The organism is Aquamicrobium terrae, assembly GCF_052978165.1.
Map to the genome: position 1 here is coordinate 2,733,469 of NZ_JBRKLZ010000001.1, position 19,992 is coordinate 2,753,460.

The following is a 19,992-nucleotide window of genomic DNA, read 5'->3' on the forward strand; positions in this document are numbered from 1 at the left end:
TGTCCATTCTTGGATTCCTAGTGGGGCAGCACGTCTCTGAGCCGCAGCAGGGCGATGCGTTCCACCTGCTTGCAGGCCGTTTCGAATTCGGTGGCGCGGTCGCTGTCGATGCGCTTGCGGAAGGCGTCGAGGATGGTCGCCTTGGTGTTGTCCTTCACGGCGATGATGAAGGGGAAGCCGAACTTCTCCACATAGGCGGTGTTGAGGCGGGTGAAGGCCTCGCGCTCCTCGTCGGTCAGCGCATCGAGCCCGGCCGACGCCTGTTCGGCGGTCGATTCTGGGGTGAGGCGCTTGGCCTGCGCCAGCTTGCCGGCAAGGTCGGGATGGGCGGTCAGCACGCCGAGCCGTTCCGTCTCGCTGGCCGACCGGAAGGCGCGGCACAGTGCGTTGTGCAGTCCGCCGGCGCTGTCGTGGGCCGGGCCGAGCTCCAGCTTCCAGGCGCGTTCGGCGATCCACGGCGAGTGCTCGAATATGCCGCCGAAGGCCTTGACGAAGCTGGCCTCGTCCATGCGCGAAGGGCGCAGCGCCGGGGCCTTGTAGGGATGGTGCTCCTTCCAGTGGCGGGCGATGTCGACGCGGCGCGGCAGCCACACCTTGTCGTGGCTCTTGACGTAGTCGACGAAGCGCTTCAGCGCCGCCACGCGCCCGGGACGGCCGATCAGGCGGCAATGCAGGCCGATCGACATCATCTTGGCCTTGCCGGCCTTGCCCTCGGCGTAGAGCGTGTCGAAGGCGTCCTTCAGATAGGTGAAGAACTGCTCGCCTTCGGAGAAGCCGGCCTGGATGGCGAAGCGCATGTCGTTGGCGTCGAGCGTGTAGGGGATGACGAGCTGCGGCGCGATGGCGTTGCCATGGCCGTCATGGTCGAGCCAGTAGGGCAGGTCGTCGTCATAGGTGTCGGAAATATAGTCGAAACCGCCTTCGGCAGCCGCCAGCCGCACCGACCAGACCGAAGTGCGGCCCAGATACATGCCCTTCGGCCGTTCGCCCACCACTTCCGTATGAAGCCGGATCGCCTCCATCATGTCGGCGCGCTCGGCCTCCTCGTCATGGTCGCGATAGTCGATCCACTTCAGGCCGTGCGAGGCGATTTCCCAGTCCGCGGCCTGCATGGCGGCCACCTGGTCGGGCGAGCGCGCGAGAGCGGAGGCGACGCCGTAGACGGTGACCGGCACCTGTGCCCCGGTGAACAGGCGGTGCAGGCGCCAGAAGCCGGCGCGGGCCCCGTATTCGTAGATGGATTCCATGTTCCAATGGCGCAGGCCCGGCCATGGCGCAGCACCCGTGATCTCCGACAGGAAGGCCTCCGAGGCCTTGTCGCCGTGGAGGATGCAGTTCTCGCCGCCTTCCTCGTAGTTGACCACGAATTGCACGGCCACATGGGCGCCACCGGGCCAGGCCGCATCGGGTGGATTGGCTCCGTAACCACGCATGTCGCGCACATAACGCATCGTCGATAGCTCCAGGCTGGCAATTGCGAATGACAGATTATCGAAAGGGGAGGGCTGACATTCCCCTCAAAAAATTTGAAAGTGTTTTTGGGCCGTTTCCCGCCTGCAGCCCTTATGCCGCGCCGTTAAATGGCGCACAATCCGAGGCTGCAAATTCGACGTACCTGAACGGGAGGCGATCAAGTGGGAGCAAAGGCTGAGGCAGCCGGTGGCCGTCTGACGACGCACGTGCTCGATACGGCATCCGGGAGGCCCGCGGCGGGTCTTTCCATCGAGCTGTTTCGCATTGAAGGCGGCAAGCGCACGGCGCTCAAGACCGTCGTGACCAATTCCGACGGACGGTGCGACGCGCCGTTGCTCGCTGGCGAGGAATTCCGCGCCGGCGAATACGAGCTGGTCTTTGCCGCCGGCGATTATCTGCGCGGGCAGGGCGTGGCGCTTTCCGAGCCGGCCTTTCTCGATGTCGTGCCGATCCGTTTCGGCATGGCGGAACAGACGCACTATCACGTGCCCCTGCTGATTTCGCCATATGGTTACTCCACCTATCGGGGGAGCTGAGTGATGGCCGCAGCAATCCGCAACGAACTTCGCTTCATTCTCAACGACCGCGACGTGGTGCTGACCTCGGTCGCGCCCGACATGACCCTGCTGGACTGGCTGCGCCTGTCGCGGAACCTGCGCGGCACCAAGGAAGGCTGCGCCGAGGGCGACTGCGGCGCCTGCACGGTGCTCGTCGGCAAGCGGGTGGGCGACGAGCTCGTCTATGAGGGCGTCAACGCCTGCATTCGCTTCATGGGGTCGCTGGATTGCTGCCATGTCGTCACCGTGGAGCATCTGGCGCCGAACGAGGGCAGGCTGCATCCGGTGCAGCAGGCGATGGTCGATTTCCATGGCTCGCAATGCGGCTTCTGCACGCCGGGCTTCATCATGTCGCTCTACGGCCTGTGGATGAAGTCGCCGACCCCGTCCGATTTCGAGATCGAGAAGGCGCTGCAGGGCAATCTCTGCCGCTGCACCGGCTATGAGGCGATCATCCGCTCCGCCCGCGCCATTTCCAGCTACGGCCGGGTGGCCGAGGACCCGCTGGCGAAGGAGCGCGCGTCGATCGTGGCGCGGCTGGCGGCCCTTGATGACGGCGCGCGCGTCGAGATCGGCGAAGGCGGCCAGCGCTTCGTCGTTCCGGCGAGCGTCGACGACCTGGGTGCCGTGCTGGAAGCGGAGCCCAAGGCCACCGTGGTCGCCGGCTCGACCGATGTCGGCCTGTGGGTGACCAAGATGATGCGCAACATCTCGCCGACCGTTTTCATCGGCGGCGTGAAGGAACTGCGCTCCATGCGCGACGAGGATGGCGTCGTCACCATCGGCGCCGGCGTCACCTACAGCGAGGCGTTCGATTTCCTGTCGCGGCGCATTCCGGCGCTCGGCGCGCTGATCGCCCGCATCGGTGGCGAGCAGGTGCGCAACATGGGCACCATCGGCGGCAACATCGCCAACGGCTCGCCCATCGGCGACATGCCGCCGGCCCTGATCGCGCTGGGCTCGACGCTGACCCTGCGCAAGGGCACGGCGCGGCGCACCATCCCGCTGGAAGAGTTCTTCATCGCCTATGGCAAGCAGGACCGGCAGCCGGGCGAGTTCGTGGAATCCGTCCAGGTGCCGGTGCCGGCTGAAGGCATCCGCTACGCCGTGCACAAGATTTCCAAGCGCCGCGAGGAGGACATCACCGCTACCCTTGGCGCCTTCCATCTGGAACTGGCCGGGGACGGCACGGTCGCTGCGATCCGCATCGCCTATGGCGGCATGGCGGCAACCTCGAAGCGGGCGAGCGCCGTGGAAGCGGCCCTGACCGGCAAGCCGTGGACGGAATCGACGGTGGAGGCCGCGATCCCGGCCTATGAGCAGGATTTCACGCCGCTGACCGATATGCGCGCCACGGCCGAATATCGTATGCTGGCGGCGAAGAACCTTCTGCGCCGTTTCTACCTGGAAACGTCCGGTGCCGAGGCGCCGGTGCTCGTGTCGAGATATGCCGCAGCCTAGCAGCCGGTTGAACGGCGCTTTTGCGGTGAGGAGGCAAGACCCATGACCAAGCACGCACCAAATCTGAAGGCCGAGAAGATCGTCGGCGGCGTCCATTCCACGCAGCGCCACGATTCCGCCCACAAGCACGTCACCGGCACGGCCGTCTATATCGACGACATGGTCGAGCCGGTCGGCACGCTGCATGCCGGCCTCGGCCTCTCCAATGTCGCGCATGGCATCATCAAGTCGGTGGACCTGTCGGCGGTGCGCGCCGCCCCCGGCGTCGTCGACGTGCTCACCTATGAGGACGTTCCCGGCGTCAACGAGATATCGCCTTCCTACATGGATGACGACCCGGTGCTGGCCGAGGGCAAGGTCGAGTTCCACGGCCAGCCGATCTTCTGCGTCATCGCCGAGACGCGCGAGCAGGCCCGCCGCGCCGCCCGGCTGGCAAAGATCGCGTATGAGGAACTGCCTGCGGTCATCGACATCTGGGACCTCGACGTCGCGACCCACAAGCAGGTCACCACGCCGCTGACGCTGAAGCGCGGCGATGCCGCGACGGCGCTCGCCAGCGCACCGCGCCGCGTCAAGGGCCGCATGCGCCTTGGCGGGCAGGACCACTTCTACCTCGAAGGGCAGGTGTCGCTGGCCATTCCGGGCGAGGACGACGAGATCATCGTCTATTGCTCGACGCAAGGGCCGAGCGAAACCCAGCACATGGTTGCCCATGCGCTCGGCGTGCCGAGCCATGCGGTGACGGTGGAGGTGCGCCGCATGGGCGGCGGCTTCGGCGGCAAGGAAACCCAGGCCAACCAGTGCGCGGCGCTGGCCGCCATCGCCGCCAAGAAGCTCAAGCGCGCGGTCAAGCTGCGCCTCGACCGCGACGAGGACATGACCGCCACCGGCAAGCGGCACGACTTCGCCATCGACTACGATGTCGGCTTCGACGACGAGGGCCGCATCCTCGGCATCGACTACACCTTCGCGCTGCGCTCCGGCTTTTCCGCCGACCTTTCCGGCCCGGTGGGCGACCGCGCGCTGTTCCATTGCGACAACGCCTATTTCTTCCCGCATGTGCATGCCAAGTCGGCGCCGCTCTACACCAACACCGTGTCGAACACGGCGTTCCGCGGCTTCGGCGGCCCGCAGGGCATGGTGGGCGCGGAGCGCGTCATCGACGAGGTGGCCTTCGCCGTCGGCAAGGACCCGCTGGAAATCCGCAAGCTCAACTTCTACGACGCGATGGGCGTGAAGGGCGAGCGCAACCTCACCCCCTACCACCAGAAGGTGGAGGACTGCATCATCCAGCGCATCGTGGCCGAGCTGGAGGAAAGCGCCGACTATGCCGGCCGCCGCAAGGCGATTGCCGAGTTCAACGCCACGAGCCCGGTGGTCAAGCGCGGCCTGGCGCTGACGCCGGTGAAATTCGGCATCTCCTTCACCAAGACGGAGTCCAACCAGGCCGGCGCGCTGGTTCATGTCTACACCGACGGTTCGGTGCACATGAACCATGGCGGCACCGAGATGGGGCAGGGCCTGCACCTCAAGGTGGCGCAGGTGGTGGCCGAGGAATTCCAGATCGACCTCGACCGGGTGAAGATCACCGCCACCACCACGGCCAAGGTGCCCAACACCTCGCCCACCGCCGCCTCGTCGGGCGCGGACCTCAACGGCATGGCGGCGCAGGACGCGGCGCGCCAGATCAAGGAGCGGCTGATCGACTTCGCCGCCGAAACCCACCAGATCCCGCGCGAACAGGTGGTGTTCCTGCCCAACCGGGTGCGGGTCGGCAATGAGGAGATCCCCTTCAACGACCTGGTCAAGCAGGCCTACATGAACCGCGTCCAGCTTTCGGCGGCCGGATTCTACAAGACGCCGAAAATCCACTGGGACCGTGCCAAGGGCCGTGGCCACGCCTTCTACTACTACGCCTATGGCGCGGCCTGCTCGGAAGTCTCCGTCGACACGCTGACCGGCGAATATGTGGTCGAGCGCACCGACATCCTGCACGATACCGGCCGTTCGCTGAACAAGGCCATCGACATCGGCCAGGTCGAGGGCGGCTTCATCCAGGGCATGGGCTGGCTGACCACCGAGGAATTGTGGTGGGACGACAAGGGCCGCCTGCGCACGCATGCGCCTTCCACCTACAAGATCCCGCTGGCCTCCGACCGGCCCAAGGTATTCAACGTGGCGCTGACCGACTGGTCCGAGGCCTATGAGCCGACCGTCCACCGCTCCAAGGCGGTGGGCGAGCCGCCGCTGCCGCTCGGCCTGTCCGTGCTCCACGCCTTGTCGGATGCCATCGCCAGCGTCGCGGATCACAAGATCTGCCCGCGCCTCGACGCCCCGGCCACGCCGGAGCGCGTGCTGATGGCGGTGGAGCGGCTGAAGGCACAGGCCGGAAAGTAGCGCAAGCTGCGTTGGGAACCTATCTTATGGGCATGAAAGGTTTGTCGCTTTGCCGGCTTGAGACGTGTTGGGAGGCATGAGGTGGCCTCGACCGTTGACGATCTGAAATCCTTCCTTGCCGGCGCCGGCCGCTTCGCGCTGGTCAGCGTGGCCGGCACGAAGGGTTCCACGCCGCGCGAGACCGGGGCATGGATGCTGGTGTCGCCGGCGTCCAGCTATGGCACCATCGGCGGCGGCCAGCTCGAATACATGGCCATCGACAAGGCCCGGCAGGTGCTCGGCAAATCCGGTGACAGCTCGACCATGCTCGACGTGCCGCTCGGGCCGGAGATCGGCCAGTGCTGCGGCGGCCGGGTGGAAGTGGCGATCCGGCCGGGCGATGCCGCCCTGGCGGCGGCTCTTGTCGGCGCGGCCGAGCGGGAGGAGATGATGCTGCCGCATCTCTACATTTTCGGAGGAGGCCATGTCGGCAAGGCGCTGGCGGCTTCCGTCGCCCTGCTGCCCGTCCACGCCGTGGTGGTCGAGACGCGGGAGAACGAGCTGGAAGGCGTGGCGCCGGGCGTCGAGATGCTGCTGACGCCAGTTCCGGAAGAGGCGGTGCGCGCGGCGCCCGCCGGCTCCGCCTTCGCCGTGCTGACCCACGATCACGCGCTGGACTTCCTCATCGTTGCCGAGGCGCTGAAGCGCGGCGATGCCGCGTATGTCGGCATGATCGGCTCGAAGACCAAGAAGGCCACTTTCCGGAGCTGGTTCCTGAAGACGGCCGGCGGCACGGAAGCGGAATTCGCCCGGCTGGTTTCCCCCATCGGCGGCGAGGCGGTGAAGGACAAGCGACCGCCGGTGATCGCGGCGCTGGCCGCCGCCGAGATGATGTCGGCGCTGGCTTCGCATGCGGGGTTGGGGCATGCGGGGCCAGGCGTTTCCGAAACTCGCGCGGCGCGGAAAATTTCCCCGAAACAATGAGTTGAGTGATTCCGCGGTTCAAGAACGCGGAAACACTCTAACGGTGAGGGCTTATTCCTTTTCCTGGATGTGGGATTCCAGGAACCACAGGAACTTGTCGAGCGAACGCGAATAGCCGGTGAAGATGTCGGCCGTGTCGGCATCGCCCGCCTCGTCGGTCTCGTCGATGGCGTCGCGAGCGCCCTTGGCGGCCGCCGCATAGGCATCGATCAGCGCGGCGAGATGGTCTTTCGTCTTGTGGATATCGGTCGGATAGGGCTTGAGGGTGCTGTCCCGGGCGACGACCTGCGAGGTGCCGAGCGCGGTGCCGCCGAGCTGGGCCGCCCGTTCCGCGATCGTGTCGACATGGCCGTCGAGTTCGGTGCGGAAAGTGTCGAGCATCTCGTGGATGGCAATGAATTGCGGACCCTTCACGTTCCAGTGCGCCTGCTTGGTGATCAGTGCCAGGTCGATGGCGTCTGCCAGCCGCGCGTTCAGCACTTCGATGGACGACGCGCGCGTGTTGGACTTCAGGTCGTTACGGGTCTGGATCGTTGCCATGGGGAAACTCCATTCGATGGTTGGACGAGGGGCGCGGCAGGAACCGTGCCCCTCGTTCGACAATGTGCGCCTGCAAGATGGGTTCCTCAAGCACCCTGCGGCTATTTGGCCGACAGCGCCTCGCGGATCAGCCGCTGGCACCGCTCCGCCATGAAGTCGAGCAGCAGGCGCACCTTGGGGTCCTGCAGCTTCTTGTGCGGATAGACGGCGGCTAGCTGGACGGGCGTCGGCGGCGTCTGTTGCAGGATCACGCGCAGGCGCCCGTCGCGCAGATAGGGCTCGACCTCGAAGCGTGGCTTGTTGACGATGCCGCGCCCGGCCAGCGCCCAGCCGGTCAGCACATCGCCGTCATCGCTGTCATAGGGGCCGCGGAACTCGAATTTCTGCGGGCCGGTTGGCGTCTGCAATATCCAGTAGAACTCGCGGGAACCCGGATAGCGCAGCATCAGGCAGTCGTGCTTCTTCTCGATCAGTTCATGCACATCGGCCGGCTCGCCGCGCCGTTCGATATATTCGGGCGACGCCACCAGCACCCGCTCGCATTCGAGGATGCCGCGCATCCTGAGCGACGAATCCTCGATCACCCCCAGCCGGAACGCCACGTCGATGCCCTCTTTCAGGATATCGACATTGTGGTCGGAAAGCCGCAGCCGAACCTCGATATCGGGATATCTGTCGTGGAATTCGGGGATGCCGGAGGCAACCAGCCGCCGTCCCAGGCCCAGCGGGGCGGTGACGCGGATGGTGCCGCGCGGCTGGCCGGACAGGGTCGCGACCGAGGCTTCGGCTTCCGCCACCGCCTCCAGGATGTGCTTGGCGCCGGTGTAGAACACGGTGCCGTGCTCGGTCGGCATGAGCTGGCGTGTCGTGCGGTTGAACAGCCGCACGCCAAGGTGCTTCTCCAGCTCCTTGATGCGGTTGGAGGCGACGGCGGGGGAAATGCGCATGTCCCGGCCGGCCGCGGACAAATTCCCCAGTTCGACGACCCGAACGAAGACGGCAATATTGTCGAGATAGGCCATGCGATTCCGTGGCTGTATGTGGCTGCGTCGAAGGACAATAGTATTTTCCAAATTTTTTTGAAAGTCATCGGGCCAATGGCCTCTTTTCGTTTGGGAACGAGTCCGTAAAGTCGTTTTCTGCCGACAAGGGGTGGAGCATGCTGGATTTTGCGATTTTCTGGGATTGGTTGTCGTTCGGGGTGCGTTGGCTGCATGTCATCACCGCCATCGCCTGGATTGGTTCGTCGTTCTATTTCGTCGCGCTCGACCTGGGGCTGCGCCAGCGCCCCGGGCTGCCGGCCGGCGCCTTTGGCGAGGAGTGGCAGGTCCACGGCGGCGGTTTCTACCACATCCAGAAATATCTGGTGGCGCCGGAGGCGATGCCGGAACACCTGACCTGGTTCAAGTGGGAAAGCTACGCCACCTGGCTGTCGGGCTTCGCGCTTCTGTGCATTGTCTACTATGCTGGCGCCGACCTCTTCCTCATCGATCCCAGCGTTCTGGACGTCTCGGTGCCGGTCGGCATCGGCATTTCGCTGGCCACCATCGGCGTGGGCTGGCTGTTCTACGACACGCTGTGCAAGCTCTTCCTCGGCAAGAGCGACACCGGCCTGATGATCTTCCTCTATGTCATCCTGGTGTTCATCGCCTGGGGACTGACGCATCTGTTCACCGGCCGCGCCGCCTTCCTGCATCTTGGCGCCATCACCGCCACGATCATGTCGGCCAACGTCTTCATGGTCATCATTCCGAACCAGAAGGTGGTCGTCGCCGACCTCATCGCCGGCCGCAAGCCGGACCCGAAATACGGCAAGATCGCCAAGCAGCGCTCGGTGCACAACAACTACCTGACGCTGCCCGTGCTGTTCCTGATGCTGTCGAACCACTATCCGCTGGCGTTCGGCACCCAGTACAACTGGATCATCGCCTCGCTGGTGTTCCTCATCGGCGTGCTGATCCGCCACTATTTCAACACCGGCCACGCCCGCAAGGGCAACCCGACCTGGACCTGGCTGGTCGCCGCCATCCTGTTCGTCATCATCATCTGGCTGTCGACCGTGCCGAAGGTGCTGACCGGCGAGTCGAAGGCGGCTTCCGCCACCGGCGAGGTCTACATCGCCTCGACCCATTTCCCGGCGGTGCGCGACACGGTGATGGGGCGTTGCGCCATGTGCCATGCATCGGAGCCGTTCTATGACGGCATCTACCACGCCCCCAAGGGCGTGGTTCTCGATACCGACGAGGCCATCGCCTCCCATGCCCGCGAGATCTACCTGCAGGCCGGCAAGAGCCATGCCATGCCGCCCGCCAACGTGACCCAGATGACCGAAGAGGAGCGGGCGCTGCTCACCGCCTGGTTCGAGGACAAGCGCCAATAACCGCACTTCCGGCGGCAGGCACTTCCGACAGCCGCAGCCGCTACGCCCGTGCGCCGGACGATCGCCGGCAAGAGACTGCGAGGACCGATACCATGACCGATACCCTGCTGCGTGGACGCACGCTTTCCTTCGTGCGCTGGCCTGAGGCGATCGACGACCAGGGCGCGTGGAGCTACGAGGAAGACGGCGGCCTGCTTCTCAGGGGCGGCAAGATCGTCGCCGCCGGTGCCTATGCGGATGTCGAAAGGCAGGCCGGCGAGGGTGTGGCGAAGGTCGACCACCGGCCGCATCTTCTGGTTCCCGGCTTCATCGACGCGCACGCCCATTTTCCGCAGATGCAGATCATCGCCTCCTATGGCGCGGAACTGCTGGAATGGCTGAACACCTACACCTTCCCGGAAGAAACCAGGTTCCTCAACGCCCAGCACGGCCGCCGCATCGCGCGCCTGTTCCTCGACGAGATGATCCGCAACGGCACCACCACGGTCGCCGCCTATTGCTCGGTGCACAAGGAATCGGCGGAAGCCTTCTTCGCCGAATCGCATGACCGCAACATGCTCAACATCGCCGGCAAGGTGATGATGGACCGCAACGCGCCGGGTGAACTCACCGACACGCCGCAGTCCGGCTACGACGACACCAAGGCGCTGATTGCCGAATGGCACGGCAAGGGCCGCCAGCACTACGCCATCACGCCGCGCTTCGCCATCACCTCCACGCCGGAGCAGATGGAGATGGCGGGCGCGCTGGCGAAGGAGTTTCCCGAGCTGCACATCCAGACGCACCTGTCGGAGAACCATGACGAGATCGCCTTCACCCGCGAACTCTATCCGCAGGCCGAGGACTATGCCGGCGTCTACGAACATTATGGGCTGCTCGGGCCGCGCACCCTGCTTGGCCACTCGATCCACCTTGCCGAGCGCGAGGCCGATATTATTTCGGAAACCGGTTCGGTCGCTGTATTCTGCCCGACGTCCAACCTGTTCCTCGGGTCCGGCCTGTTCGACTATCAGCGCTTCCGCTGCCGCGAGAAGCCCCTGCGCATCGCGGCCGCGACCGATGTCGGCGGCGGCACCAACTATTCCATGCTGCGCACCATGGACGAGGGTTACAAGGTGATCGCCCTGCAGGGCGAGAAGCTGAACCCGTTCCAGTCCTTCTGGCAGATCACGCGCGGCAATGCCGAGGCGCTGTCCATCGCCGACCGGGTCGGCACGCTGGAAGCCGGCACCGAGGCCGACATCATCGTGCTGGACAGCCGCGCCACTCCGGTCATGGAACTGCGCATGGAGACCGTGAAGTCCCTGGCCGAGGAGTTGTTCCTGTTGCAGACGCTGGGCGACGACCGCGCCGTGCGCGAGGTCTATGTCGCCGGCAAGCCTTCCAAGAGCATCGTCGCCGCCTGAGGAGAGGGGCGCCGCCCCTTGACTGCACAAGGCAAGCTGTCCAAAGGGTGCCCATGCCCTCAAACAGGCGGTGTCCTCAAACAGGCCATGCCCTCAAACAGGAAGGAACGCATGACCCTCGCGCCCAAGGCTTTCCTGACCTCCATTTTCGAAGCGGCGGTCGCTGCGGCGGACCCGGAACGGACGATCCGCGATCATCTGCCGGAACGGCCCAAGGGGCGCACCATCGTCATCGGCGCCGGCAAGGGCGCGGCGCAGATGGCGGCCGCCTTCGAGAAGGTCTGGGACGGTCCCATCGAGGGTCTTGTCGTCACCCGCTACGGCTACGGCGCGCCGACCAAGCGCATCGAGGTGATCGAGGCGGCCCATCCAGTGCCGGACAAGGCCGGGCTGGAGGCCGGGCAGCGCCTCTTGCGGCAGGTGGAGGGGCTCGGCGAGTACGATCTCGTGGTGGCGCTGGTTTGCGGCGGCGGCTCGGCGCTGCTGCCGGCCCCCGCCGGTTCGCTGACGCTGGATGACGAAATCGCCGTCAACGAGGCGCTTCTGGCCTCGGGCGCGCCGATCTCCGTCATGAACGCCATCCGCAAGCATGTCTCGGCCATCAAGGGCGGGCGGCTCGCGGCGGCGGCTCATCCGGCCCGCGTGGTGTCGCTGATCGTCTCCGACATTCCGGGCGACAATCCGGCGCTGGTGGCGTCCGGCCCCACGGTGCCTGACGCGGCCAGCCGCGCCGATGCGCTGAAGGCCATCGAGGCTTACGGCATCGAGCTGCCGGAGCGTGTGATTGCGCATCTCAACTCGCCGGAAGCCGACGCGCCGCGCCCCGACGATAAGCGCTTCGCCCGCAACGAGGTGAAGCTGATCGCTTCGGCCGCCGTTTCTCTGGAGGCGGCCTCCGCGGAGGCGAAGCGGCAGGGCATCGAGGCCGTCATCCTGTCCGATTCCATCGAGGGCGAGGCGCGCGAGGTGGGTTCGGTCCACGCGGCCATCGCCCGCGAGATCGCCACCCGCAACCGGCCCTTCCAAAAGCCGGTGCTGCTGCTGTCTGGCGGCGAAACCACGGTGACCTTGCGCGCCAAGGGCAAGGGCGGCCGCAACACCGAGTTCCTGCTTTCCTTCGCGCTCGGCATCGACGGCTTCGACGGTATCCATGCGCTGGCCGCCGACACCGACGGCATCGACGGTTCCGAGGACAATGCCGGCGCCTTCTGCGATGGCGAAACGGTGCGCCGCATGCGGGCCGCCGGCGTCGATGCGCGCGCCCTGCTGACCGCCAACAATGCCTGGACGGCGTTCGATGCGGTGGACGATCTGTTCGTGCCCGGCCCGACCGGCACCAACGTCAACGACCTGCGCGCCATATTGGTGCGTTGAATTTCAGGTTTTGCCGGAGTAGCCCCTCTCCCCCTCCCCGCAAGCGGGGAGAGGGTCCCGGCAGGGGGATGAGGGCAATTTTGCCGGAGTATGAATTGCCCCAATCAATTCAGTAAGCGGATGCTTACATAATTCGCCTCACACCTCGTGCAAATAGAGGTGGTAGTCGAGTTCGCTCACCGTGCGCGCCACACGGAAATACTCGGCCTGCTTGATGGCGGTGAAGGTGTTGTGCAGGTCCGGCCCCAGCGCCCCGCGTAAAAACTCCGAAGCCTTCGCCGCGTCGATTGCGGCGCGCCAGTCGGCCGGCATGGTGCTGTCGCCACTGTCGGCCTCATAGCCGTTGCCGGTCGTCTCGGGGCCGGGGTCGAGCTGTTCCTCGATGCCCTTGGCAATGCCGGCCAGCACCGTTGCGGCGACCAGATAGGGATTGGCATCGACGCCGGAAGGCCGGTGTTCGATGCGGCGGTTCCGCGCATCCCCCGCCGGCACCCGCAAGGCTACCGAGCGATTGTTGACGCCCCATGTCGGCGCCACCGGCGCATAGGATTGCGAGACGAAGCGCCGCCAGGAATTGGCGTGCGGCGCGAACACAAGCATGGATTCGGCCATGGTGACGGCAAGCCCGCCCAGCGCATGAAGCAATAGCGGCGACCATGTCTCGCCGGGCTTTTCGGTGAAGGCGTTCTGCTCGTCGCGGTCGAGCAGCGAAACGTGGAGATGCATGCCCGAGCCGGCATATTGCTCGATGGGCTTGGCCATGAAGCAGGCGGTGACGCCATGGCGGCGCGCCTGCGCCCGCACGATGCGCTTCAGCATCACCAGGTCGTCGGCGGCGCGGAGCACGTCCTTGCGGTAGTTGAGCGTAAGCTCGTACTGACCGGGCGCATATTCCGAGATCACCGTCTCGGCGGGAATGCCCTGTTCCCTTGCGGTCGCATAGATGTCCGAAAACAGCGGCTCCATGCCGTGCAGATGGTCGACGGAATAGACCTCCGTCTTGGCCGAGCGGCGGCCGTCCAGCACCGCGCCGGCCGGCTGCACCTTGCCCTCGGCGTCGCGTTCATTGGCGAGGAGAAAGAATTCCAGCTCGAAGGCGCCGGCCGGATGCAGGCCCTTCTCGGCCAGCTTCGCCACCTGCCGCGCCAGCGCGTGGCGCGGGTCCGAGCTCATCGGCGCGCCGTCGAGATGATGCATGGCCATCAGCACCTGTCCGCGCGCCGGACTGGTGCCGTAGAGCGGCACCAGCGTGCCGGGGAGAGGCCATGCGCGCAGGTCGCCGTCGCCCGAATCCCAGATCAGCCCGGTTTCGTGCACGTCCTCGCCGGTGATGTCGAGGCCGAGGATCGAGATCGGCATGTGCCGGCCGCTTTTGTAGAGACCCATCAGCTCATGCCGGCGGATGATCTTGCCGCGCCCGACGCCGTTGGCGTCGGTCAGCACGATGTCGAAGGCTTCGACCTCCGGATGGGCGTCGAGAAAGGCCTGGGCTTCGCCGGGCGTCGAGCCCGAAGGGGACGTCATGGTGGGTGGTCTCCAGAAGGAATGCCGTCTGACCGCAAGGGGTAATCGACGGCTGGAAGATGATCAATCGCTGAGCCGACTCACGACGTCGGCGAAGGCCGTGATCAGCCGGTTCACCTGCGCGGGCCGCGTGGCGGGGGAAATCAGCATCATGTTGTGGAAGGGCGCGATCAGCACGCCGCGGTTGACGAGCGCGACATGCAAGGCGGCTTCCAGTCCCGGCGCGTGGGCGGCTTCCGCCTCGCCGCCGTTCCTCAGCGGTCCGGACGCACAGATGAACTCGACGCGCGCGCCGACCCGTGCGACATGCCAGGGCAGGCCGAAACGGTCGATGACGGCTGTAAGGCCCGCATCGAGACGGCGCGCCAGATGCTCCATATGCGCGTAATTCTCAGCCGTCATCACCTCTTCGAGCGTGGCGCGCATGGCCGCGAATTGCAGCGGATTGGCCGACAGCGTGGTGCCCATGCCGGAATAGCCGGGCTCATGGGTGCGCCGGTAATCGGCGTAACGCGAGGCAACGTCCTCGCTCATCCCCCACACGCTGGCGGGCACGCCGCCGGCCACAGGCTTGCCGAGCACGAACAGGTCCGGTTCGAGCCCATGGGCGCGCGTGTAGCCGCCGGGGCCGGTCGAAATGGTATGCGTCTCGTCGATCAGAAGCAGCGTGCCGGCATCGCGGGTCAGGCGGCGCAGGGCGTCGTGGAAGCCCGGATCGGGCAGCACCATGCAGGAGTTGGTCAGCACCGGCTCGGTGATGACGCAGGCGACGTCCCTGTCGGCAAGGGCTGCCTCAAGGGCAGGAATGTCATTGAACTCCACGATCTTCGTCGCCCGCGTCAGGTCGCGGAACTCCCCGGCCAGCCCCGGCCGGTTGATCGGCTTGCCGCCCTTCAGCCGCACCATGGTCTCGTCCACCGCGCCATGATAGCAGCCGTTGAAGACGAGGATCTTTTTGCGGCCCGTGACGGCGCGCGCGACGCGCAGTGCGAAACGGTTGGCATCCGTGGCCGTGGTGGCGATCTGCCAGAAGGGCAGGCCGAATTTCTCCTGCAACAGCGGGCCGACGGCCAGCGCGTCTTCGGAAGGCAGCATGTAGGTGAGGCCGCGTCCGGCCTGCCTGCGTATGGCGCGCGCCACCGGCGGCGGCGAGTGGCCGAACATGGAGCCGGTGTCGCCGAGGCAGAAATCGTCCAGCCGGTTGCCGTCGACATCGGTGATGGTGGCGCCGCGCGCCTGGTCGACCAGGATGGGGAACGGTGTCGGCCAGTCCTTCATCCAGTGCATGGGCACGCCGTCGAGGAAGCCGGCAATGCCGTTGTCCAGCCTGGCGGCAGTCTTCGGCCGGGCCTTGCGGAATACTTCCGCTTCCCCCTCGCGCAGCGCCTCTATGCGTTCCTGCCCTATCCCGCCCTGCGCCTGTCCGCTGCCCGCCATGTCCTGCCCGTCATGAACAACCGGAGCCACTATAGAGGGGCGTTTTCGCGCGGCAACCGGCCGGACGGGGAATCTGCGTTGGCTCAGGCCGGGCTTGACCGGTCGACCTCGATGGCGATCATGCGCCGTTTCGGGAGCAGGTCGCGATGCGTGCAGTCATCTTGTTGATATCCGCGGTCCTGACGGCAGGGCCGGCAGCCGCTTCAGGCGGATTTTCGTGCAGCGCCGAAGACGAAGCCGTGTCGATCGAAGTGAATGGCGGCGTCACGCACGGCATGGGCAGCCCGGTGTTCAGCCTCCAGGGCGAAATCGGCATCCGCGACGATGCCGTGGCCGAGGACCTGCGCAACACAGGCTTCGAGCGCGCGCATCTGGCGCAATACTGGCTGGACGGTTCGGAACTGCGGCTGGTGCTCTATCGCGAACGCGAGGGCGACAAGCCGCATGGCTACGCCGAGCTTACGGTGAAAGCCGTGTCGGAGGGCGGGGCCTTTGCCGGGGACTACACGCTCGAAATGTTCGACATGACCGGGGCGACTTCCGGCGAGGGCAGGACGAAAACCTTCGACGGCAAGATTTCCTGTTCCGTGGAATAGGCGCGGCTCTTCCGGGCGGTTCAGCCAGGGCCACCGCAAGGGGCAAAGTCAATCGCGGGCGTGCGGCATCGCACCCCATCCCTGACCCCTCCTCACAAGGGGAGGGGGATTCCGCAATGTTGGAATCCGGCATCGAATGCCGAAGACTGGGACGGCAACGCCGGGGAAATCGTCCCCCTCCTCTTTGTGGGGGGTCAGGGGTGGTGGTAATCCAGTCCGCCGCCGCCCATTCAGCCGGCGATGTCGATGACGCCGCAGTCGCCCGCCGCACTGCCGAAGACAATGCGGCGCTCCTCGCTGTCCCATGCCATGGCGGTGATGGCGCCCTTGCCGGGGCGGCGCAGCAGCACCTCCTTGGCATCGGCGAAGCGGGCGGCCAGCACCATGCCGTCATCGTAGCCGATGGCCACGACATCTTCGCTCGGATGGCAGGCGACGCAGGTCACCATGGAATTGCCGCGCGTGCCGAGTTCCAGCGGCGCCTTGCCCATCGGCCCATCCTTGCCCTGGAAGGGCCAGACGATGGCCGCCGGCGCACCCGAACTGGCCAGCCAACGGCCCTTGGGAGACCATGAAAGGCTTTTCACCTTGGCCGGATAGCCGGTCATGCGCATGTGCTTGCCGTCGGCCAGCTTCCAGCCGTGCAGGGCGTTTTCCTGCATGGTGGTGACAAGGAAATTGCCGTCCGGCGAGAAGGTGATGCCGGTATGGGCGCCCGCCCATTCCAGCTCGACAGGCTTGCCCTCGGCGGCGGCGAAATGCAGCGTCGCGCCGTTGTAGCGGGCGACGCCGATGCGCATGCCCTTCGGCGCGAAAGCGATGCCTTCGACCGAGCGCGGATGGGTGAACTCCTTCACCTTGCCGTCGGCGAAGCGCACATAGGCGGTGCGACCGGTTGCGTAGGCGATGGCGCCTTGCGGGCCTGCCGAAACGCTGGTGATCCATTTGCGGCCGGCCTCGGCCAGTGGCTCGACGGCGCCGCCCGCCTTGACGGCGAACACCTTGCCGTCCTCGCCCCCGGTGACGAGGCGGTCGTCGGCGCTGTCGTAAAAGGCGCACAGCAGCCCGTCATTGGCCTGTTCGGTTTTGTGGCCGTGGTCCAGCCGGTGGATGGAGCCGTCGGCGAGCGCGAAATGCGGCACATCGCCGAGAAAGACAGCGGCCACGCAATGGCCTTCGAGATCGAGCGGGGCGACTGTGGGCATGGGATTATCTGCTTGCCTGCTTCATGGCTGAAGATTGCGATGCCTGTCCGTCGCGGGGCGGAACCGGTCATCGGCCCCGGACCGCAGATGGCGGCAAATCGCGTCGGCAGCTTGATCGGCGGAAAGCCGCGTCACGTCAAGCACCAACAGGTCCGGCACGTCGGGCTTCTGGATGCTGTCGGCCGTCAGGAATGAGCGAAGGACAGCCGGATCGGCCAGCTTGCGGCCCGCCCGGTCCGGGCTGCGCAGCCTGCGGGCGTTCTCCTCGAAATCGGCTTCGAGCACGACGGGCACCAGCGGTGCATTGCGTGCTATGGCCAGATCGACGACATGGTTCCATGCCTGCCGTTCGCGCGCATCGTTGGCGCAAAGGGCATTCGTGATCACCAAGGTGTCTGCGTGCGGCCTGTCCTTCAGTGCTTCGTAGGCGGCGTGGCGCACCTTTTCATAGAGCGGCCATCGGCCGGGATCGGCAAGCCCGGTGCAGCGTATGGCGACGTCGTGCAGCAGATGGTTGTCGATCAGCCGCGCGCCGAGCCTGTCTGCCAGCGCGCGCCCGACCGTCAGCTTGCCAACGCCCGGCCAGCCGTTCAGGTGGACGATCAGGCCGCCTGGCACGCCTCGAAGCTCTTCTTCAGCCGTTCGGCATCGAGCTGGCGGCCGATGAACACCAGCCGGCTCTCGTGCTTTTCGCCGTCCTTCCAGGCGCGCTGGTGGTCGCCCTCGATGATCATGTGCACGCCCTGGATGACATAGCGCTCCGGATCGTCCTTGAAGGCGACGATGCCCTTGAGGCGCAGGATATTCGGACCTTCGATCTGCGTGATCTTCTCGATCCACGGGAAGAACTTCTTCGGGTCCATCTCGCCGCCGCGCAGCGATACGGACTGCACCGTCCCGTCGTGGATCGGCGAGACGTGGTCATGCCCGTGGTGGCCATGATGATGATCGTGCCCATCGTGATCATGCCCATCGTGATCATGATGGTGGTGATGATCGTGATCGCAGTCGGGACCGCAGACATGGTCATGGTCGTGATCATGCGCCTCGAGGAAATGCGGATCGTTTTCCAGAGCCCGCGTGAGGTCGAAGGCGCCGCGGTCCAGCACCTCGGCCAGATCGACGCCGGAACGCTGGGTGCGGTGGATCTTCGCCGCCGGGTTGATGGCGCGCACCGTGGCTTCCACCGCGCGCAGCTCGTCCTCGCTGACGAGATCGGTCTTGTTGAGCACGATCACGTCGGCGAAGGCGATCTGGTCCTCGGCCTCCTTCGAGTCTTTGAGGCGAAGCGGCAGGTGCTTGGCGTCGACCAGCGCCACCACGGCGTCCAGCTTGGTCTTGGAGCGCACGTCGTCGTCCATGAAGAAGGTCTGCGCCACCGGCGCGGGGTCGGCGAGGCCGGTCGTCTCGACCACGATGGCGTCGAAGCGGCCGGGGCGGCGCATCAGGCCCTCGACCACGCGGATCAGGTCGCCGCGCACCGTGCAGCACACGCAGCCATTGTTCATCTCGTAGATTTCCTCGTCGGATTCCACGATGAGGTCGTTATCGATGCCGATCTCGCCGAATTCGTTGACGATGACCGCGTAGCGCTTGCCGTGGTTCTCCGACAGGATGCGGTTGAGCAGGGTGGTCTTGCCGGAACCGAGATAGCCGGTCAGCACGGTGACGGGGATTTGCGCCGCGGTTTCGCTCGCCCCGGTTTCACTTGTTCGTGTATCGCTCATCTGGGTGTCGCTCATGGGGCCCTCGGAAATGAAATGTGGGTTCCATATAGGATGTGCCGGCCCCGATTGCACGGGGCAAAGCGCAACCTGCCCGGCCTGCCGGCTCGATCTGTCGCAAGGTAAAGATCATTTGTCATCTAACTGAAATAAACATCTGCCATTAGCCGTCATGCGCGCAGCGAAACTTGCCGGCAAAGCTGTTTTGGGCGCGGGTTTTTGGAACCCCGATTGCCAACCGTCCCATGCCGGGCCATGGTTGCGATGCGGGTGCGGTCGAGAGGACGATCATGGCCAAGGCTGACAGAACGGCAACGATGAACCGGCTGCATTCGGCCGCGCGGCTGGCGCGGACCGCGCTTGCGGCGCGTCTGCTGGCACACGGCTTCTATGCGGGGCAGGACCAGATCATGCTGGCGCTGGACCGCGACGACGGGCAGACGCCCGGCGCGCTGGCCGACCGGCTGGGCGTTCGCCCGCCCACCATCACCAAGACCATCAACCGCCTGCAGGCGCAGGGTTTCCTGGAAAAGCGGAACTCGAATTCCGATGCCAGGCAGGCCCACATCTTCCTCACCGATGCCGGCCGCGAGATGATCGTGGCCATCGAGAAATCGGTGAAGAAGACCGAGAAGCAGGCGCTCAAGGGCCTCGACAAGAAGGAGCAGAAGACGCTGGCCAAGCTTCTCGCCCGCATCGAGGCCAACCTGTCGAACGAAGAACTCGTCTTCATCGACGACGAGGCTGAGCCGGAGGCGGACGCCAAGCCGGATGCGAAGAGCGCCGCCAAGGCGGAGGCCGACGCGGACGCCTGAGCCCGAAGCCGGCCAAGCGCGGAACCGCGGCCGCAGGGCTGAATGGTGAGGCCAAGGGCCTGTTTCACGACAGGCCAGGCGCTTTTGGGCTTGCAGCACCGCGCCGGCTGGCCCAAAGCTCGGACAGCGGATCAGCTTTC

At 65.8% G+C, this 19,992-nt stretch carries 17 protein-coding genes; 9 read left to right on the plus strand and 8 right to left on the minus strand.

Annotated elements, in window-relative coordinates:
- Positions 1–17: 17 nt before the first annotated feature.
- A complete protein-coding gene (gene puuE / locus ACVCNR_RS13385) occupies positions 18–1,451 on the minus strand; it encodes an allantoinase PuuE (protein WP_447075137.1) in 1,434 nt (477 codons plus the stop codon).
- 183 nt (positions 1,452–1,634) lie between these two features.
- On the opposite strand from puuE, the gene uraH reads away from it, so the two are divergent.
- The 4 genes from uraH to xdhC all read left to right on the plus strand — a co-directional run bounded on the left by uraH (position 1,635) and on the right by xdhC (position 6,851).
- Positions 1,635–2,009: a hydroxyisourate hydrolase gene (gene uraH / locus ACVCNR_RS13390; protein ID WP_354199194.1), complete on the plus strand. Its 375-nt coding sequence runs from the start codon at positions 1,635–1,637 to the stop codon at positions 2,007–2,009.
- 3 nt (positions 2,010–2,012) lie between these two features.
- Complete coding sequence (gene xdhA / locus ACVCNR_RS13395) at positions 2,013–3,491, plus strand: xanthine dehydrogenase small subunit (RefSeq protein WP_447075138.1); 1,479 nt, start codon at positions 2,013–2,015, stop codon at positions 3,489–3,491.
- Between the two features lie 42 nt (positions 3,492–3,533).
- Complete coding sequence (gene xdhB / locus ACVCNR_RS13400) at positions 3,534–5,888, plus strand: xanthine dehydrogenase molybdopterin binding subunit (protein ID WP_447075139.1); 2,355 nt, start codon at positions 3,534–3,536, stop codon at positions 5,886–5,888.
- 81 nt (positions 5,889–5,969) lie between these two features.
- A complete protein-coding gene (gene xdhC / locus ACVCNR_RS13405) occupies positions 5,970–6,851 on the plus strand; it encodes a xanthine dehydrogenase accessory protein XdhC (RefSeq protein ID WP_447075140.1) in 882 nt (293 codons plus the stop codon).
- 51 nt (positions 6,852–6,902) lie between these two features.
- Here the strand turns inward: xdhC and dps are convergent, their stop codons facing one another.
- Together dps and ACVCNR_RS13415 are read right to left on the minus strand one after the other, a co-directional pair.
- Positions 6,903–7,391 (minus strand): DNA starvation/stationary phase protection protein Dps, encoded by a 489-nt coding sequence (dps, locus tag ACVCNR_RS13410; protein WP_354199187.1) that lies wholly within the window; start codon positions 7,389–7,391, stop codon positions 6,903–6,905.
- Between the two features lie 101 nt (positions 7,392–7,492).
- A complete protein-coding gene (locus ACVCNR_RS13415; protein ID WP_447075141.1) occupies positions 7,493–8,413 on the minus strand; it encodes a LysR family transcriptional regulator in 921 nt (306 codons plus the stop codon).
- A gap of 137 nt (positions 8,414–8,550) precedes the next feature.
- Here ACVCNR_RS13415 and ACVCNR_RS13420 point away from each other — a divergent pair, with 137 nt between their 5' ends.
- From ACVCNR_RS13420 to ACVCNR_RS13430, 3 genes are all read left to right on the plus strand, one after another.
- Complete coding sequence (locus ACVCNR_RS13420) at positions 8,551–9,771, plus strand: urate hydroxylase PuuD (protein WP_354199183.1); 1,221 nt, start codon at positions 8,551–8,553, stop codon at positions 9,769–9,771.
- A gap of 92 nt (positions 9,772–9,863) precedes the next feature.
- Positions 9,864–11,177 carry a guanine deaminase gene (gene guaD / locus ACVCNR_RS13425; RefSeq protein ID WP_447075142.1) on the plus strand — a complete coding sequence of 438 codons (1,314 nt, stop codon included), beginning with the start codon at positions 9,864–9,866 and terminating at the stop codon, positions 11,175–11,177.
- 111 nt (positions 11,178–11,288) lie between these two features.
- Complete coding sequence (locus ACVCNR_RS13430; RefSeq protein WP_447075143.1) at positions 11,289–12,551, plus strand: glycerate kinase type-2 family protein; 1,263 nt, start codon at positions 11,289–11,291, stop codon at positions 12,549–12,551.
- 138 nt (positions 12,552–12,689) lie between these two features.
- Here the strand turns inward: ACVCNR_RS13430 and ACVCNR_RS13435 are convergent, their stop codons facing one another.
- Together ACVCNR_RS13435 and ACVCNR_RS13440 are read right to left on the minus strand one after the other, a co-directional pair.
- On the minus strand, positions 12,690–14,075 hold the full coding sequence (locus ACVCNR_RS13435) for a glutamine synthetase family protein (protein WP_447075144.1): 1,386 nt from the start codon (positions 14,073–14,075) through the stop codon (positions 12,690–12,692).
- 63 nt (positions 14,076–14,138) lie between these two features.
- On the minus strand, positions 14,139–15,512 hold the full coding sequence (locus ACVCNR_RS13440; RefSeq protein WP_354199175.1) for an aspartate aminotransferase family protein: 1,374 nt from the start codon (positions 15,510–15,512) through the stop codon (positions 14,139–14,141).
- A gap of 239 nt (positions 15,513–15,751) precedes the next feature.
- Between ACVCNR_RS13440 and ACVCNR_RS13445 the strand changes: the two genes are divergently transcribed.
- Positions 15,752–16,108, plus strand: a complete 357-nt coding sequence (locus ACVCNR_RS13445; RefSeq protein WP_354199173.1) for a hypothetical protein — start codon at positions 15,752–15,754, stop codon at positions 16,106–16,108.
- A 230-nt stretch (positions 16,109–16,338) separates the two neighbouring features.
- Here the strand turns inward: ACVCNR_RS13445 and ACVCNR_RS13450 are convergent, their stop codons facing one another.
- Genes ACVCNR_RS13450 through ACVCNR_RS13460 form a run of 3 tightly spaced genes read right to left on the minus strand, consistent with a single transcriptional unit; the run spans position 16,339 to position 19,040 of the window.
- Positions 16,339–17,313 (minus strand): WD40 repeat domain-containing protein, encoded by a 975-nt coding sequence (locus ACVCNR_RS13450; RefSeq protein WP_354199171.1) that lies wholly within the window; start codon positions 17,311–17,313, stop codon positions 16,339–16,341.
- 21 nt (positions 17,314–17,334) lie between these two features.
- On the minus strand, positions 17,335–17,931 hold the full coding sequence (locus tag ACVCNR_RS13455) for an AAA family ATPase (protein ID WP_354199169.1): 597 nt from the start codon (positions 17,929–17,931) through the stop codon (positions 17,335–17,337).
- A complete protein-coding gene (locus ACVCNR_RS13460; protein WP_514373727.1) occupies positions 17,916–19,040 on the minus strand; it encodes a CobW family GTP-binding protein in 1,125 nt (374 codons plus the stop codon). The genes ACVCNR_RS13455 and ACVCNR_RS13460 overlap by 16 nt, the downstream gene beginning before the upstream one ends.
- 287 nt (positions 19,041–19,327) lie before the next feature.
- Between ACVCNR_RS13460 and ACVCNR_RS13465 the strand changes: the two genes are divergently transcribed.
- Positions 19,328–19,852, plus strand: coding sequence for a MarR family winged helix-turn-helix transcriptional regulator (locus ACVCNR_RS13465; RefSeq protein ID WP_354199167.1), 525 nt, complete (start codon positions 19,328–19,330; stop codon positions 19,850–19,852).
- Positions 19,853–19,992: the final 140 nt, after the last annotated feature.

What these genes read in the sequence shown, in the direction of transcription:
- puuE (WP_447075137.1), bottom strand. Translation starts at nt 1,451, where the DNA reads ATGCGTTATGTGCGCGACATGCGTGGTTACGGAGCCAATCCACCCGAT.
- xdhA (WP_447075138.1), top strand. Translation starts at nt 2,013, where the DNA reads ATGGCCGCAGCAATCCGCAACGAACTTCGCTTCATTCTCAACGACCGC.
- xdhB (WP_447075139.1), top strand. Translation starts at nt 3,534, where the DNA reads ATGACCAAGCACGCACCAAATCTGAAGGCCGAGAAGATCGTCGGCGGC.
- dps (WP_354199187.1), bottom strand. Translation starts at nt 7,391, where the DNA reads ATGGCAACGATCCAGACCCGTAACGACCTGAAGTCCAACACGCGCGCG.
- ACVCNR_RS13415 (WP_447075141.1), bottom strand. Translation starts at nt 8,413, where the DNA reads ATGGCCTATCTCGACAATATTGCCGTCTTCGTTCGGGTCGTCGAACTG.
- ACVCNR_RS13420 (WP_354199183.1), top strand. Translation starts at nt 8,551, where the DNA reads ATGCTGGATTTTGCGATTTTCTGGGATTGGTTGTCGTTCGGGGTGCGT.
- guaD (WP_447075142.1), top strand. Translation starts at nt 9,864, where the DNA reads ATGACCGATACCCTGCTGCGTGGACGCACGCTTTCCTTCGTGCGCTGG.
- ACVCNR_RS13430 (WP_447075143.1), top strand. Translation starts at nt 11,289, where the DNA reads ATGACCCTCGCGCCCAAGGCTTTCCTGACCTCCATTTTCGAAGCGGCG.
- ACVCNR_RS13435 (WP_447075144.1), bottom strand. Translation starts at nt 14,075, where the DNA reads ATGACGTCCCCTTCGGGCTCGACGCCCGGCGAAGCCCAGGCCTTTCTC.
- ACVCNR_RS13440 (WP_354199175.1), bottom strand. Translation starts at nt 15,512, where the DNA reads ATGGCGGGCAGCGGACAGGCGCAGGGCGGGATAGGGCAGGAACGCATA.
- ACVCNR_RS13450 (WP_354199171.1), bottom strand. Translation starts at nt 17,313, where the DNA reads ATGCCCACAGTCGCCCCGCTCGATCTCGAAGGCCATTGCGTGGCCGCT.
- ACVCNR_RS13460 (WP_514373727.1), bottom strand. Translation starts at nt 19,040, where the DNA reads ATGAGCGATACACGAACAAGTGAAACCGGGGCGAGCGAAACCGCGGCG.
- ACVCNR_RS13465 (WP_354199167.1), top strand. Translation starts at nt 19,328, where the DNA reads ATGGCCAAGGCTGACAGAACGGCAACGATGAACCGGCTGCATTCGGCC.